This window comes from Gordonia sp. L191, assembly GCF_030077625.1.
Classification (GTDB): Bacteria; Actinomycetota; Actinomycetes; order Mycobacteriales; family Mycobacteriaceae; genus Gordonia; species Gordonia polyisoprenivorans_A.
The window spans coordinates 3,781,188-3,795,345 of the sequence record NZ_CP125996.1 but is presented as its reverse complement, the minus strand read 5'-3'; the positions used below and the strand labels follow the sequence as shown (position 1 = coordinate 3,795,345).

The following is a 14,158-nucleotide window of genomic DNA, read 5'->3' as shown; positions in this document are numbered from 1 at the left end:
CAGTCAATGTCACAGTCGGCGGTGTGCCACGTGTCCTCATGTTTGCCGGATGCCCGTACGGTATTGCGCGGTTCGCCCCTAACCCGCGATCGACCCAGCCGCCGCTCGACTCCGCCTGGCTCGATCACCGGCATTCGGGAGACGATGTGGGGCATGGAGAAGATCCTGATCGTCGTCGGAGCGATTCTGCTCATCGTTGCCGTCACCGAGATCGCTCCGCGTATTCGTGTGCCCGCGGCACTGGCGCTTGTGGTGATCGGCGCGGCCATCGGCATCATGCCGATCGTTCCGGCGCTGCACCTGGACCCGGAATGGATTCTCGTCGGCGTGCTCCCACCGTTGCTTTACGCGGCGGCCGTGCAGATGCCCGCGATGGAGTTCCGTCGCGACTTCGGGACGATCAGCGCGCTGTCGGTGCTGCTCGTGCTGGTCAGTGCGCTGGCCCTGGGTTTCTTCTTCTGGGCGGTGGTTCCCGGGATCGGCCTGGCCACCGGGGTGGCGCTCGGGGCCATCGTCAGTCCCACCGACGCGGTCGCCACATCGATCGCCAAGAAACTCGGCGTGCCGTCGCGCGTGACCGCGGTGCTCGAGGGCGAGAGCATGCTCAACGACGCCACCTCGCTGGTGCTGTTGCGGGCCGCGATCGCGGCCACGGCCGCGACCATCTCCTTCTGGGGAGTGCTGGTCAACTTCGTGTACGCGGTGCTGCTGGCCGTGGCGATCGGCGCGGTCGTCGGGATGCTCAATCTGCGTGTGCGGGCTCGCGTCCACGACCCGGCGGTCAACACGGCGATCTCGTTCACCGTGCCGTTCCTGGCGTATCTGCCCACCGAGGAACTGGGTGCATCGGGATTGGTCGCGGCCGTCACCGCCGGGCTGATCACCGGCGCGGGGGCCACGCGATTCCTCACCCCACGCCACCGCATCTCCGACACCCAGAACTGGCGCATGATCGCGATGCTCGCCGAGGGCGGCGTCTTCTTCCTCATGGGCCTGGAGTTGTTCGGCCTCATGGGAGACGTCGTCAACGAACACAACGGGGTGCAGCACGCGGTCTGGCTCGGCCTGGCCGCTCTCGGGGTGGCGTTGGCGATCCGGGCCGTCTACATCGTGCCGCTGGTGTGGTGGGTCGATCGGCGTCGACAACGCGGCGAGGCGATGCGGCCGATTCTGGAGAACTACACCGCGACCGCCACGGCGGGGGCGTCGAGACGTGATGACGCCCGGGTCCGCCGACGCTTCACGCGGTGGCGACGCCGGTTCCGTCTCCGTCGCCACCCCGACCCGGACAAGACCGCGCCGACGACGATGTCGCCGGAGACCGCGGGTCGGATCAACGCGCGGATCACCCGGGCGCTGGCCGACATCGACTACTACGACGACGCGCCGCTGGGTCGTAAGGAGGGCGTCATCATGGTGTGGGCCGGACTGCGCGGCGTCGTCACCGTCGCCGCCGCCCAAACCCTGCCCGACGACACCCACTCCCGGTCGCTACTGGTGCTGACGGCGTTCGTGGTGGCGGCCGCGTCCTTGCTCCTCCAGGGCGGGACTCTGTCGTGGCTGATCCGCAGACTGCGACTGCCCGACACCGTCGAGGACAAACGGGCCGAACGTCTGCGGTTGCGCGCCGAGATGGACGCCACCATGCAGACAGCGATGGCGCAATCGGAGATGGTGCGTGAGATCCCTTGGCTGCGTGCGCGTATCGAGCAGGCCACTCGTGAGGCGGAGGACGTCGGTGGCGACGACGGGGACATGAACGACGGGGATGGGGAGGGTGGGAACCCCGACGGTGGGCCCGCCATCGGGACGGGCGCCACCTACGGTCTGAACCTCGCCGAGCGCGCGCAGATGCGGGCGGTGCGCCGCGAGATCATCGCGGTCCAGCGTGCACGACTGCTGAGTTTGCGTCGCGAGGGCAGTTATTCCTCGGCGGCGCTGTCGCGAGTCCTCAATCAGCTCGACGCCGAGGAGATCAGCCTCGAGCTCCAGGGCGGCTGAATCCGGCGTCAGCGTCGGGAGTCGAAGGGCAACAACGCCATTTCTCTGGCATTGCGGATCGCGGTGGCGACCTGGCGCTGTTGCTGCGGCGTCAGCCCGGTGACCCGGCGCGGCCGGATCTTGCCGCGATCGGAGATGAACTGCCGGAGCGTCTCGATGTCCTTGTAGTCCACCGGATCCCGACCGGTCGGGTGTATGCCCATGGCGGTCAGCTTGTTTCGTGGTCGTTGCGGGGTCTCGTCGCGGCGCTTGCCGCGCTTGGTGTTCGACGGGGGCATGGATGTCCTCCTCAGGGTGACGGATGTAGAAGGTGTCGGCCGGTGTCGGTGTGCGAGGTCACCAGCTGGACTTGGCGATCCCGGGCAGCTCGCCGCGATGTGCCAACTCGCGGAAGCGGACTCGGGACAGGCCGGCCTTGCCGATGTATCCCCGGGGACGGCCGTCGACGGCGTCGCGGTTGCGGATGCGCACCGGGCTGGCGTCGCGGGGCAGTGCCTGCAGGCGGCGACGGGCGTCGTCCCGCTCCTGTGGGCTCGCGGTCGGATCGGCGATGACGCGTTTGAGGTGCGCGCGCCGTTCGGCGTAGCGGGCGACGATCTCCTTGCGCTTCTCGTTCTTGATGATCTTCGATTTCTTGGCCATCAGCGGTCTTCCTTGAAGTCGACGTGCCGTCGGACGATCGGGTCGTATTTCTTGAGGACCATGCGATCGGGATCGTTGCGGCGGTTCTTGCGGGTCACGTAGGTGTATCCCGTACCGGCCGTCGAGCGGAGCTTGACGATCGGGCGGATTTCGTTGCGTGCCATCAGATTTTCTCCCCGCGAGCGCGGATCTCGGCGACGACGGCCTCGATGCCGCGCCGATCGATGGTCTTGATGCCGCGGGCACTGACCCGCAGCGTGACGTGGCGGTCCTCGCTCGGTAGATAGAACCGGCGTCGTTGGATGTTGGGATTCCAGCGGCGATTGGTCCGCTTGTGTGAGTGCGACACCGACTTTCCGAATCCGGGTGTTGCGCCGGTGACCTGGCAACGCGCAGACATGCACACCTCCTTATTGAAAACGATTGGCGTTAGAACCCGCAGAAGGCTACCGTGAAAGCCCAGTAAATGAAAATTGTTGCCAACAATGGAAGGGGTGATCGAGATCGACCCGCACTTGCCCGGGGTCCCCGAGCCGACGCGCCGCCGGACACCGGTCACGCTCGTCACCGGGCTCGACTCCGCCGCGGTCGGGCGTGCAGCCCACGCACTCGTGATGGTCGGCACTGTGGTGGTGCACCACGATCTCGGGGCCATCGCCTCGGGTCGGGTGATCCGCACGGTCACCTCGGTCAGCCCCGACGGATGCGCCGTCGAGCAGATCACCGAGGTCGTCCTCGAGCACGGCTGCGTCTCCTGCACGCTGCGCGAGGACCTGCTGCCGCTGCTGCGACGGTTGCATCAGCGCGATTCCGTCGACGAGATCGTGCTGCGGCTCGACCCACTCGTCGAACCCGAAGCCCTGAGCTGGGCCATCGACAACGTCATCGTCGCCGACATGCCAGGCTTCATCGACGGTCCGGCCGGTCGCGATGTCGAGATCTCCGCGACCATCGCCTGTGTCTCGGAGATGGGATGGCTCGAGGACGCCACCGGCGACGTCACCCTGGCCGAGGCGGGGATGGGGGTCGACGACGACGATCGCACGCTGGCCCAGCTCGCGGTCGGTCAGGTCGCCTTCGCCGACGCGTTGATCATCCAGGCCGCCGACCCGGTCATGCGCGACGCGTGGCAATCGGCCCGGCTGATGGCGGTACTGCGCAGGGTGGCGCCGCGCGCACCGATCCTCATGGAACTGCCGCAACGCCGCATGACCGCGGTCACCGTCATGCAACTCCTGCGCGCGATCCCGGAGGATGCGCGTCGCGGCCGGATCGACGGCCCACACGATCCACTGCTGCGTCACCAACCTCCGCTGGTCGACGAATGTGGGGTCGGCATCGTCGAATTCAACGCCGATCGTCCGTTCCATCCCGAGCGGCTGCACGATGCGCTCGACGCACTCCTCGACGGCGTCGTCTGTGCCCGAGGTCGACTGTGGCTGGCGACCCGCCCCGACCAGGCGTTCTGGTTGGAGTCGGCGGGGGAGGCGCTGAAGGTGGCCGAGGGCGGCCGGTGGCTGGCCGCCATGGACGCCGACGAGCAGGCCGCAGAGGATCCGGAACGCCGGGCGATGGCGGCACTGCGCTGGCATCCCGAACACGGCGACCGGCACAGCGCACTCGTCGTCATCACCCATCGCGCCGACCCCGACCACATCCGACACGCCCTCGACGGCGCCTGCCTCGACGACCACGAAATGGCCGCCGGCCCCCGGGCGTGGGCGCATTTCCCCGACCCCTTCGGTACCGAACACACCGATCCGTGCGACGACCTGACCCTCGGTGACCCCGCACTCGCCGACCACACCGACATCCCTCGAGAGGACCACTCATGAAACCCGGAATCCACCCCGACTACCACCCGGTCGTCTTCCGCGACGCCTCCACCGGCACCGCGTTTCTCACCCGCTCGACGATCACGTCGGAGGCCACCGTCGAGTGGTCCGACGGCAACACCTACCCGCTGGTGGTCGTCGACGTGACCAGCGACTCACACCCCTTCTGGACCGGGGCGAATCGGCTCGTCGACACGCAGGGCCGGGTCGAGCGTTTCCGCCGCAAATACGGCGATCGGGCCAATCGGGCGAAGCGTACATCCGCTGCCGGACCCGAATAGGCCCTCACCAGCGGCGACGGCGTCGTCCTCTGTTCGGTTGGTTCAGGCCGCTACCACCGGCGGGCGCGGGTTAGAGTGGCTGCGTCATGCAGTCGAACCCACCGGAGGACACCATGTTTCCGCGCCCCGCGCGACCGGCGTTCCCGCGCCCCGCGCGACCGGCGTTCCCGCGCCCCGCGCGACCGGCCCGATCCTTCCGGGGCCACGCCGTCCGGGCCCTGCTGGTGACGGCGGCGTTGCTGGTGGCGATCTTCGCGACGGGCGCGTCGGCGCTCGCCGAACCGACGGTCGCGCCGTCGACGCCGGTGGTCGATGAGTCCGGCAGCGTGAATCCGACGCCCTCGGACACGCCTTCGGAGACGACGACGGTGCCGACCACCTCCGAGCCGCCCGTGTCGTCGACGCCGCCCTCCGAGCCGTCGTCGACGCCGCCGTCCACCCCGAGCCGGGCACCGTCGACGACGGTGGCGCCCACCACGGTGCAGGAGGTTCCGCAGCAGGTCATCCCGCTGCCGAGCGCCACCGCACCCTCGTCGGCGCCGGCGACCGTGACCCAGAACGTCGTCCCGGTGGCGCAGAAGGAATCGACGACCTCGCGGACCGCCCTCATCGCCGTCTCGGTGATCGCGATCATCGGTGCCGCAGTGATCCTGGCCTATCTGCTCATCGGCCGAATGCGGAGTCGGCGATGACGGTGCAGGGCCCTGGTTCTCGTGGGCCGCATCAGCCGGGAGGGTCACCGCATCAGCCCGGCGGGCATCCGCCGGCGAACCCGACGCGTCACGTTCCGGCGCCGGGTGCCCCCGGCCCGCTCGCGCCGCCGCCGGGTGTCGCACCTCGGCCCGCGCCACCGGGCCGCCACCCGGGTGCACCCCAGCCCGGGCGTTACCGGCCCGGTCCGGCCCAACCCCGTCCGGTGCCACCCCGTCCCGCGCCGCCCGCCCCGGGAGGTCCGCCGGCACCGGGTCCCGACCCACGGGGCCTCGGTGACGCCGAACGCCGAACACGCTCGGGGCGTGGCGATCTCACCCCGGAACTGATCGAGACCGACGTGTGGACCGACGCCATGGTCGAGCAGGCCGGAATCCCGGTCGTCGACGTGCCGTTCGTGACCGTGGGGTCGGGGATCGGGTCGTTCGTCACCGTCGACTACCTGCGGATCTGCGGCGTGCCACTGGACCGGATCGTCGTCCTCGGCCCACAGGACGTGCCATGGCACTCGTATGAATACCTCACGCGGGTCTCGCAGATCCCGCGTGGCGAGCGGCTGCGATCGGACTCGGCGTCCACACCGGACAACATCTGGGGCTTCCCGTCCTACGCGGTCCGCGAGGCGTGGGCGACCAAGTCGATCAAGCCGCTCTGGAACGTCGCCGTCGAACCGATCTTCGCCAACTACTACACGCCCAAGGCAGGTCACGCCTTCGAGTCGATGGAGAAGGAATGCCATCGCATCGGATATCTGCAGTGCCTGCGACAGGGCCAGGTACGGATGATCCGACGCCGTGCAGGCGGCGGATACTTCACGATCCTCACGCCACCGAGTGGACCCGAGGCGGGCGTGGGGGCGCCGACGAAGCGAATCGCGTTCCGGAGTCAGTGGGTGCACGTCGCGATCGGCTATCCGGGCATCAAATTGCTGCCTGACCTGCAGGCGTTCCGGGAGACCTATCGGGATGCGAGCAAGGTCGTCAATGCCTATGAGCCGCACGAGCACATCTACCAGGCGCTGCAGCGGAGGCCGGGAACGGTGATGATCCGCGGCGCAGGCATCGTCGCCTCGCGGGTGTTGCAGCGGTTGATCGACGACCGCGACGCACTCGGTCTGCAGACGCAGATCGTGCACCTGTTCCGCACCTATGTCGACAAGGCGCACGGCCCGCACATCTTCATGCGGCGCAAGGGAAAAGACGGCTGGGCCTATCAGGGCTTCAACTATCCGAAGTCGGTGTGGGGCGGCCAGCTCAAGGCGCGGATGCGCAAGCTCGAGGGGCACGAACGCGCCGAGGCGTACAAACAGATGGGCGGCACCAACACGCCGGTGCGCGACTCGTGGCAGGAGCAGCTCCGGCGTGGCCGCCGCGAAGGCTGGTATCGGGTGGCGGTCGGCAAGGCGGAGTCACTGGTGCCCGCCGCCGGTGGACAGGGCGTGGTGGCGACGGTTCGCGTCGACCCGCACGCCTCGATCAAGCAGGACGCCCGGCCCGACGGGACCTTCGAGCTGTACGCCGACTACGTCATCGATTGCACGGGGCTCGAAGCCGACGTGCGCGAACACCGGCTGCTCGCCGATCTGCTCGATCACACCGGCGCGGGTACCAACCCGGTCGGCCGGATGGACGTGGACCGCAACTTCGAATTGATCGGTACCCGCAACGGCAACGGCCGGATCTACGCGTCCGGGTCGGCCACTCTGGGAGGCTATTTCCCCGGCGTCGACACCTTCCTCGGATTGCAGATCGCCGCGCTGGAGATCGTCGACGACCTGGCGAAGCAGGGCTTCTGCAAGCGGCTGTCGCCCTGGCGCTCGACGGCGCAGTGGTGGCGCTGGGTACGCGGGAAGGGGGTGGACTGACATGTTGCCGACCCTGTGGGGAAGGATTCAGACGCGAATCCTGGTGCTGGGCATCGTCGGTGGGATCTGGACGCTGATCATCGGTCCGTTCCTGCCCGACGGCGCCCCGCTGGGCGACACCTACGCGGTGGCGTTCCTCGTGCTCGCGGTGGTCGTCGTACTCGGGGTCGCGTGGGAGTTCTTGTATCACCTCCTGCAGCAATTCCGTTGGGAGAAGGACTGGCCGACGTTGTTCGGGCTGCTCACCGGCATCAACGAGGGCATCGTCGCCTGGTTCGTCGTGCAGTACGTGCCGATCTTCCCGGGCGATCTCGGCCCGCCCCCGGCCGGTGCATACGCGCTGCAGTTCGTGACGACCTGGCTGGTCGTGTGGGTGGTCCTCAACGGGCCGTTGCGGGCGATCTTCCCGCACTGGAGATTTCAGGGAGGGCGGTTCGTGTGAGCGCTCCTGTGCCGAGCCCGGGTGTGACGCCACTGGTGACATTGGTACCCGGATCGGGCATCGTCATCCGCAAACCCGCGTTCCTCTGCGTACTCGGGGACAACGCGCGTGCGCTGCTGCCTGACATCCTCGCGATCGAGGACGCGGTGGCCACCGCCGACCGGATGCCGCGGCGCGGCCGCCACGTGGTGCGGGCGGTGGCACAACTCGCGGCGACCGCCGATCTCGACCAGGTCGCCGACATCGGGTTCGCCGCCCCCGACAGTGTCGGGATCGCAATCTATCTGAGCGGCGCGGTCTTCGGTGAGGCCGACGGTCGGCGTCTGCGTGCCGAGGGTTCCGAGCCGTTCGACCGGGCAATCCCGTGGCCGTACGAAGGTCTCGGGCTGTATCTCGACGATGCCGTTCCCGCCGAGCCCGGTGAGGAAACCTACGATCTCGTCGAGGGTTTCGTCCCGGCCGCCGGTGCACTGTTGCACACACCGCTGGGTATGCGCGGCACCGAGGTTCTCGATCTCGGCTCGGCGGCCCCCGAGCCGCGCGCCGTGACACCCCAGCCCCCAGTATCCCAGCCCCCCGCACCCCAGCCGCCCGCACCCCAGCCTCCTGCGCCGGAACCCGAAGCGCCACAACCGGTTCCCGACCCCTCCGACCCCGCCCATCTTGGTCCCGATCACCCCGAGCCCACTCAGGGTGAGGCAGCACCACCGGTGTCGATCGCCAAGACCCCGGAGCCGCCCCGGGAGTTCCGGTCGTCCTCGCTGGCCCCGGATGACGCCGACGAGCCGCCGCGTCCCGGGCTCGCCCGTGCCGATCGCCCCGCGCCCGCGGCCCCGCAGCGTGAGCCGGGACAGCAGCGTGAGCCGCTGCCGCGCCGCGACCCGTCGCCACCACCGGCGCCGGCGCCGAATCACGATTTCCGGGTCGACTCCTTGCAGGACGCCGTGCCCGAACAACGTGAACCGCTGCCGGTGCAGGAAAAGCAGAAACCTGCGACCGAGGTCGTCAAGATCGTCGAGTCCCGCGCTCACGTCCACGGAATCCGTTGTAGTCGTGGACATCTGAACCATCCGCGGTCCTGGCTGTGCGGGGTCTGCGGCATTCGGATGGATCAGCTGACCGGCATCCTCGTGGAGGGTGAACGCCCGCCACTGGGGTGGTTGTTACTCGACAACGGTTCCACCTACCTGCTCGACGAGGACCTGGTGATCGGACGTGAGCCGGGAGCGCCGACACGTCCCGGCCGCGGAGCGCCGAAGCCCATCCGGGTGCAGGACGAGTCGGGGCAGCTCTCCCGCAGGCACATCGAGATCCGGTTGGTCGAGTGGGATGTGCACCTGATCGACCTCGGCTCGGCCAACGGCACCTACGTCAGCGATCCCGCGATGGGCAATCGGGAGATCCGGCTGACGCCTCGCCAACCCCACCTGCTGACACCCGGGTCGCATGTGCGAATCGGGGGACGGCACTTCATCTTCGAGTCCCCGCACGCACGGGCGTGATCCGGGCGGCGACAATGATGACGGGGTCGGACTGATGGACGCACACACGGTGGCCTTCCTGCTGATCGACGTGGCGGTGGTGATCGCCGCCGCGCGGATCGGCGGACGTATCGCGCAGGCCTTCCGGCAGCCCGCTGTCGTCGGAGAGATCGCGGCGGGAATCGCGTTGGGCCCCAGCCTGCTCGGACTGCTGCCCGGAAATCCGACCGAGGCGTTGTTTCCCGCCGAGGTGCAACCGCTGCTCGGCGCGCTCGCCCAGATCGGGCTCGTGCTGTTCATGTTCATCGTCGGACTCGAACTCGACATGCGATTGGTCGCCGGACGCGAACGGGCGGCAGCGACCATCTCGGTGTGCTCGATCGTGGTGCCGTTCGCACTCGGTGTGGGTCTCGCGGTGGTGCTCTACCCGACCAACAATGTGGTGGGCGGCAAAGAGATCGGCCTGACTGGGATGGCCTTGTTCCTCGGCATCGCGATGTCGATCACGGCGTTTCCCGTGCTGGCCCGCATCCTCACCGATCGGGGCATGCAGCGCACGCCGCCGGGCGTGTTCAGTCTCGCCGCCGCGGCCGTCGACGACATCATCGCCTGGACCGCATTGGCTTTCGTCATCGCGGTCATCTCCGGCGGCAGCCCACTCGCGGTCGCGCGCATCGTCGGACTGACGGCGGCCTATGTGGCCGTGATGTTCCTGATCGTGCGGCCGCTGCTACGCAAGCTCATCACCTGGCGTGACCGGGCCGGGCGCATGACGCCCGACGTACTCGCCGTCATCCTGATCGGCTTGTTCTGTTCGGCTGCGGCGACCGATGTCATCGGCATTCATCAGATCTTCGGCGCCTTCGTGTTCGGCGCGATCATGCCCAAGGTGGGCGGTGAAGCGCTGACCCGCGAGATCCTCGAACGACTCGAGCAGGTCAGCGTCCTGCTGTTGCTCCCGATGTTCTTCGTGGTCACCGGGCTCGGTGTGAACCTCGCGGGGATGGGTCCCCACGCCTGGTGGCAGCTGCTCGCGGTCCTCGCGGTCGCGATCGTCGGCAAGTTCGCCGGGGCCTTCACCGGCGCGAGACTCTCGCGAATACCGTCACGCCAGGCGTCGGCGATCGCGGTGCTGATGAACACCCGTGGACTCACCGAACTGGTGATCCTCAGCGCCGGAAAGCAACTCGGGGTTCTCTCCGACGAGCTGTTCGCGATGATGGTGGTCATGGCCCTGGTCACCACGATCCTCGCCGAGCCGTTGCTGCGGGTGATCTACCCGGACTCGGTCATCGCCCGGGACATCGCAGCCGCCGACCGGCGGGCCCTGGCCGCGGGTACGGCGTCGCGCACCATGATCGTCCTCGGCGACCTCGATGCCGAGGTCACCGAACTCCTCACCCGGCACCGCCGACTGCTCGCCGCCGGGGCGGGCACCGACGTGGTGATCGCCGGCGTGTTGCCCGCCGTCGGGCCCACACAGCGTCTGGAACTCGGGGTGCCGCTGGTGCCCGACCTCTCGGCGATGGCCTCGGCGGTGGAGAAGCTGACCACGCTGGGCAACCGGCTCGAGGGTGTGTGTTCGGTATCGGTGTTGTGCCGCTTCAGTTCCGATCCCGGCGCGGATCTGGAGGAGATGGCCGCCAACTGCGCTGCCGACGTCGTCGTCATCGACACGAGCCGGCGCGAGGTGGCCGCCGAGGTGACGAGTGCGCCGGTGCTCGTCGTCGACGAGTCACCGGCCGCCGGTGCACTGCCAGGGACCGTGCCGCTGGTGTGCGCGGCTACCGACAGCAGGTCCGGGCGCACCGCGGTGCTCTTGGCCGCGGAGCTGTCCCAACCGTTCGGCGGCGCGTTGACGGTGATCACCGCCTCGTCGCGCCGGCGCCTGGCCGCCGACCTGGCGCCGGTCTCCGACCTCGGGGTGCGCGTGACGGTGACCGGTGACGCCGACCGCCTGGTGGTCCCTGGCACGCTCGTTCTCGTCGCCGAAGACGCGACGACACCGGGTGCCGGACCCGCCACCCTCACGGTGGCCCCGGCGTACACCGTGATCGATCGCACCGGCACGAGCGAGCAGTCGATCGCCGAGCGCATCGGGATCCGGTTCGCCGGACGTGGCCTGGGAGCCGCCGTGGCCGCACCACCACACCGGCAATCACCAGAATCCCCGTCCCCACAATCGCCGCCACCATCCACCGCATCCTCGGAGAGGCACTGACATGGCAGAAGTCGATGTCCCAGAACAGCTCGCGGATTTCACCGTGCTGCGCCGACTCGGTGAGGGCGGTAACGGCACTTTCTATCTCGCGGTGCCGCCGCAACGACTCGGGCTCGACACCGACCGCGTGGTGCTCAAGGTGTTCAGCGGGGTGTGTAGCGACGACGCCTACCGGCGCGGGGTGCGGGAGCTACGCGCTTTCGCCGCGGTCCGCTCGCCCTATCTCGCGTCTCTCTACGACGCGGTGCTGCAGGGGCAGTTCATGTATGCAATGGAGTTCTTCCCGCTCGGTTCGCTGCAGGCGCCCGCGGAGGCATTGACCCGGGAGGTGGCGCTCGCCGCGCTCGCCGACGCCGCGCGTGGTGTCGACGCGTTGCACGAGGCGGGCATCGCACACGCCAACATCACCCCGTCGAGTGTGATGCTCACCGGGGGTGAGGGGCCGAAGGTACACGGCGGCAAGATCTCCGACCTCGGTCTGGCCCGGGTGCTCGCCGCCGATGAACCGATCACCAGCTTCGCCCAGCCCGGCGCCGTGCAGTACATGGATCCCGCGTTGCTGGCCGGTGACGTGCCGTCGCGTGCCACCGACATCTGGTCACTCGGCGCGGTTCTACATCGCGCGCTGACCGGCAAGGGCGTCTACGGCGAGGTTCCCGACGCACAGCCGTTGCTGGCGATCCGGGCCGCCTTGTCCACCCCGCCCGCGCTCTCGGAGAACCTCGAACGCGCCGAACGCGCCCTGATCGCCAATTGTCTTGCGCTGTCCGGGGAGCGGCCGGCGACCGCGGGTGAGGTGGCCGAACGGATCGACCGGCTCACGCACACCTGACCGGCGGCGGTCTCCGGCCCGGACGGAGGCCAGGCCCCGCCTTACGAGCCGAAAGGCGCGTTGCGCCACCACTCGTCGAGGACCTGCTCGCCGGTGTGCCCGGCCCAGGTCGCCACCACCGTGTACGGCGCGCGGGCGGAATCGTTGAAGTTGGTGATCACCCACCCGTTGGCGACGGAGTTGCGCGACACCCGGACCGGGCCCTGCGACCACGTCCGGGCAGTGCCCGGCTGGGAGCCGACGAGGTCGTCGACGATGGTGCGGTCCTCGGCGGTCGGGGTGTGCCACACCGTGTACTGCACCCCCGAGGATGCGGTGCAGCTGATCGCGTCGAGTCCGTTGCCGGTGGCCGCGGAGCACGTCGCGTCGCCAAAGCCTTGTGCCTTGGGTCCGGCCGGCAGCAACTGCGGGAACTGTTCGGCGATGGATGCGCTTGCCGCCGACCATGTTCCGGTATCGGGACGATCGAGGAAGGCCAGTGCGCCGGCGATCACGCCGATCAGCGCGAGTACCGTCGCCAGCGATACCAGGATCGTCGTCTTGCGACGTTCGTCGCGTCCGGTGGGTGGCGGCGTGACCGGCCGTCGGCCTCGGGTCTGGACCACCTGGGTTGCGCTGTCCGGGTTTCCGGCGGGGGAGAACACCCGGCCCGACATTCCACCGGTCCGGGGGTCGGAGCGCCTCGCATCGGAGAAACGCGGATCGGAGAAGCGTGGATCGGAGGACACCGACGTCGGCGCCCGCCGAGCACCGGTGTGGGCGCCGGGATTCGACGTCTGCCCGGTGATCAGGGCGGTGTGCATTCCCGACGACAGCGGTGAGTTCGGTGACGGCGCCACCCCGACGGCGGTGGCGGCGGCATAGCAGAACTCCGCGCACGTGCGGTATCGCTGGTCGGGTTCCTTGGCCAGTGCGATCGAGAGGACCGTGTCGAGTTCCGGCGGCAGCGTCGGTATCCGGTCTCGGACCGATGGCGGCGTGTCGTGTAGGTGTGCGCTCATCGCGGCGAGTCGATTGTCACGGGGGAACGGTGGTGCGCCGGTGAGTAATTCGACAAAGGTGCAGGCGAGCGCGTAGATGTCGGCGCGCCCGTCGAGTTCGTAGCCGTGCAACTGCTCGGGGGAGGCGTAGGGCACCGAGGCGACGGTCAGCCCGGTGTCGGTGAGGTGCATGGCGTCGTCGACGGCGCGAGCGATACCGAAGTCGGTCAACATGATCGCGCCGGTGGTGCCGTCGTCGTCGGACTCGATCAGGATGTTGGCCGGTTTGACGTCACGATGCACCATTCCGCGCCGGTGCGCGTGATCGAGCGCGATCCCGATCTCGGAGATGATGTGCACGGCGAAGGCCGGGTCGATGCCCGCGGGGCGGCTACGGATCAGCGATGCGGCGTCGTAGCCGCGGACGTAGCGCATCGCGATCCACAGCTGGCCGTTCTCGACGCCACGGTCGTAGACCGAGACAATGTTGCGGTGCTCGAGGCTGCCGGCGAGGTCGGCTTCGCGTTCGAAGCGGGCACGAAAGCTCGGATCGTTGGAGAACGAGGGATTGAGCAGCTTGAGGACGTCGCGACGTGGCAGCCGCGGATGTGCCGCCACGTACACGGTGCCCATTCCGCCGTGACCCAATACCCGGTCGATGCGATAGCCGGCGAAGACGGTTCCTGGGCTGAGTTGGCCGTAGGGTGCCGGTGCCTGCGGCTGTGTGGGGGCAGGCTCGGGCGGCGTCTGCAGTTCGGGCGGAGTGGCCGTGCCTTCACCCTCCGGCGCAACCTCACCCTGCGTCACGTTCTCGCTCCCGTTGCGCTCTTGGCCCATTGCGGTACGAGTGTAGCTGGTGTATCTGCGC

General features: G+C 68.8%; 14 protein-coding genes. 9 read left to right on the top strand and 5 right to left on the bottom strand.

All coding sequences use genetic code 11. From position 1 onward, the window contains the following. Nucleotides 1–153: 153 nt before the first annotated feature. Nucleotides 154–2,001, top strand: a complete 1,848-nt coding sequence (locus QNM97_RS17165; protein ID WP_283819536.1) for a cation:proton antiporter — start codon at nucleotides 154–156, stop codon at nucleotides 1,999–2,001. An 8-nt stretch (nucleotides 2,002–2,009) separates the two neighbouring features. Here QNM97_RS17165 and rpsR read toward each other — a convergent pair whose 3' ends face one another. The 4 genes from rpsR to rpmB are packed head-to-tail and all read right to left on the bottom strand — an operon-like array spanning nucleotide 2,010 to nucleotide 3,043. Then, nucleotides 2,010–2,279, bottom strand: coding sequence for a 30S ribosomal protein S18 (rpsR, locus tag QNM97_RS17160; protein WP_208794952.1), 270 nt, complete (start codon nucleotides 2,277–2,279; stop codon nucleotides 2,010–2,012). Between the two features lie 58 nt (nucleotides 2,280–2,337). Further along, nucleotides 2,338–2,643, bottom strand: a complete 306-nt coding sequence (rpsN, locus tag QNM97_RS17155) for a 30S ribosomal protein S14 (protein WP_208794954.1) — start codon at nucleotides 2,641–2,643, stop codon at nucleotides 2,338–2,340. Further along, nucleotides 2,643–2,807: a 50S ribosomal protein L33 gene (rpmG, locus tag QNM97_RS17150; protein ID WP_006369586.1), complete on the bottom strand. Its 165-nt coding sequence runs from the start codon at nucleotides 2,805–2,807 to the stop codon at nucleotides 2,643–2,645. The genes rpsN and rpmG overlap by 1 nt, the downstream gene beginning before the upstream one ends. Further along, nucleotides 2,807–3,043, bottom strand: a complete 237-nt coding sequence (gene rpmB / locus QNM97_RS17145) for a 50S ribosomal protein L28 (RefSeq protein WP_020172065.1) — start codon at nucleotides 3,041–3,043, stop codon at nucleotides 2,807–2,809. The genes rpmG and rpmB overlap by 1 nt, the downstream gene beginning before the upstream one ends. Nucleotides 3,044–3,128: 85 nt before the next feature. Between rpmB and mrf the strand changes: the two genes are divergently transcribed. The 8 genes from mrf (at nucleotide 3,129) to QNM97_RS17105 (ending at nucleotide 12,310) form a co-directional block, all read left to right on the top strand. Further along, nucleotides 3,129–4,478 (top strand): ribosome hibernation factor-recruiting GTPase MRF, encoded by a 1,350-nt coding sequence (gene mrf / locus QNM97_RS17140; protein WP_502874925.1) that lies wholly within the window; start codon nucleotides 3,129–3,131, stop codon nucleotides 4,476–4,478. Then, the gene (locus QNM97_RS17135) at nucleotides 4,475–4,759 is read left to right on the top strand and encodes a type B 50S ribosomal protein L31 (protein WP_283819534.1); all 285 of its coding nucleotides are present in this window, start codon (nucleotides 4,475–4,477) and stop codon (nucleotides 4,757–4,759) included. The genes mrf and QNM97_RS17135 overlap by 4 nt, the downstream gene beginning before the upstream one ends. A gap of 86 nt (nucleotides 4,760–4,845) precedes the next feature. After that, complete coding sequence (locus tag QNM97_RS17130) at nucleotides 4,846–5,451, top strand: hypothetical protein (RefSeq protein ID WP_283819533.1); 606 nt, start codon at nucleotides 4,846–4,848, stop codon at nucleotides 5,449–5,451. Further along, nucleotides 5,448–7,334 carry a hypothetical protein gene (locus QNM97_RS17125; RefSeq protein ID WP_502874924.1) on the top strand — a complete coding sequence of 629 codons (1,887 nt, stop codon included), beginning with the start codon at nucleotides 5,448–5,450 and terminating at the stop codon, nucleotides 7,332–7,334. Before QNM97_RS17130 ends, QNM97_RS17125 begins: the two co-directional genes overlap by 4 nt. A 1-nt stretch (nucleotide 7,335) precedes the next feature. Further along, nucleotides 7,336–7,776: a hypothetical protein gene (locus QNM97_RS17120; RefSeq protein ID WP_208794960.1), complete on the top strand. Its 441-nt coding sequence runs from the start codon at nucleotides 7,336–7,338 to the stop codon at nucleotides 7,774–7,776. Continuing rightward, nucleotides 7,773–9,278 (top strand): FHA domain-containing protein, encoded by a 1,506-nt coding sequence (locus QNM97_RS17115; protein ID WP_283819532.1) that lies wholly within the window; start codon nucleotides 7,773–7,775, stop codon nucleotides 9,276–9,278. The genes QNM97_RS17120 and QNM97_RS17115 overlap by 4 nt, the downstream gene beginning before the upstream one ends. Nucleotides 9,279–9,312: 34 nt before the next feature. Further along, entirely contained in the window at nucleotides 9,313–11,478 is a 2,166-nt protein-coding gene (locus QNM97_RS17110; protein ID WP_283819531.1) for a cation:proton antiporter, read from the top strand. A 1-nt stretch (nucleotide 11,479) separates the two neighbouring features. Then, nucleotides 11,480–12,310 (top strand): protein kinase domain-containing protein, encoded by an 831-nt coding sequence (locus QNM97_RS17105; RefSeq protein WP_283819530.1) that lies wholly within the window; start codon nucleotides 11,480–11,482, stop codon nucleotides 12,308–12,310. Nucleotides 12,311–12,351: 41 nt separating this feature from the next. Here the strand turns inward: QNM97_RS17105 and QNM97_RS17100 are convergent, their stop codons facing one another. After that, nucleotides 12,352–14,127 carry a serine/threonine-protein kinase gene (locus QNM97_RS17100; RefSeq protein ID WP_283819529.1) on the bottom strand — a complete coding sequence of 592 codons (1,776 nt, stop codon included), beginning with the start codon at nucleotides 14,125–14,127 and terminating at the stop codon, nucleotides 12,352–12,354. Nucleotides 14,128–14,158 lie beyond the last annotated feature (31 nt).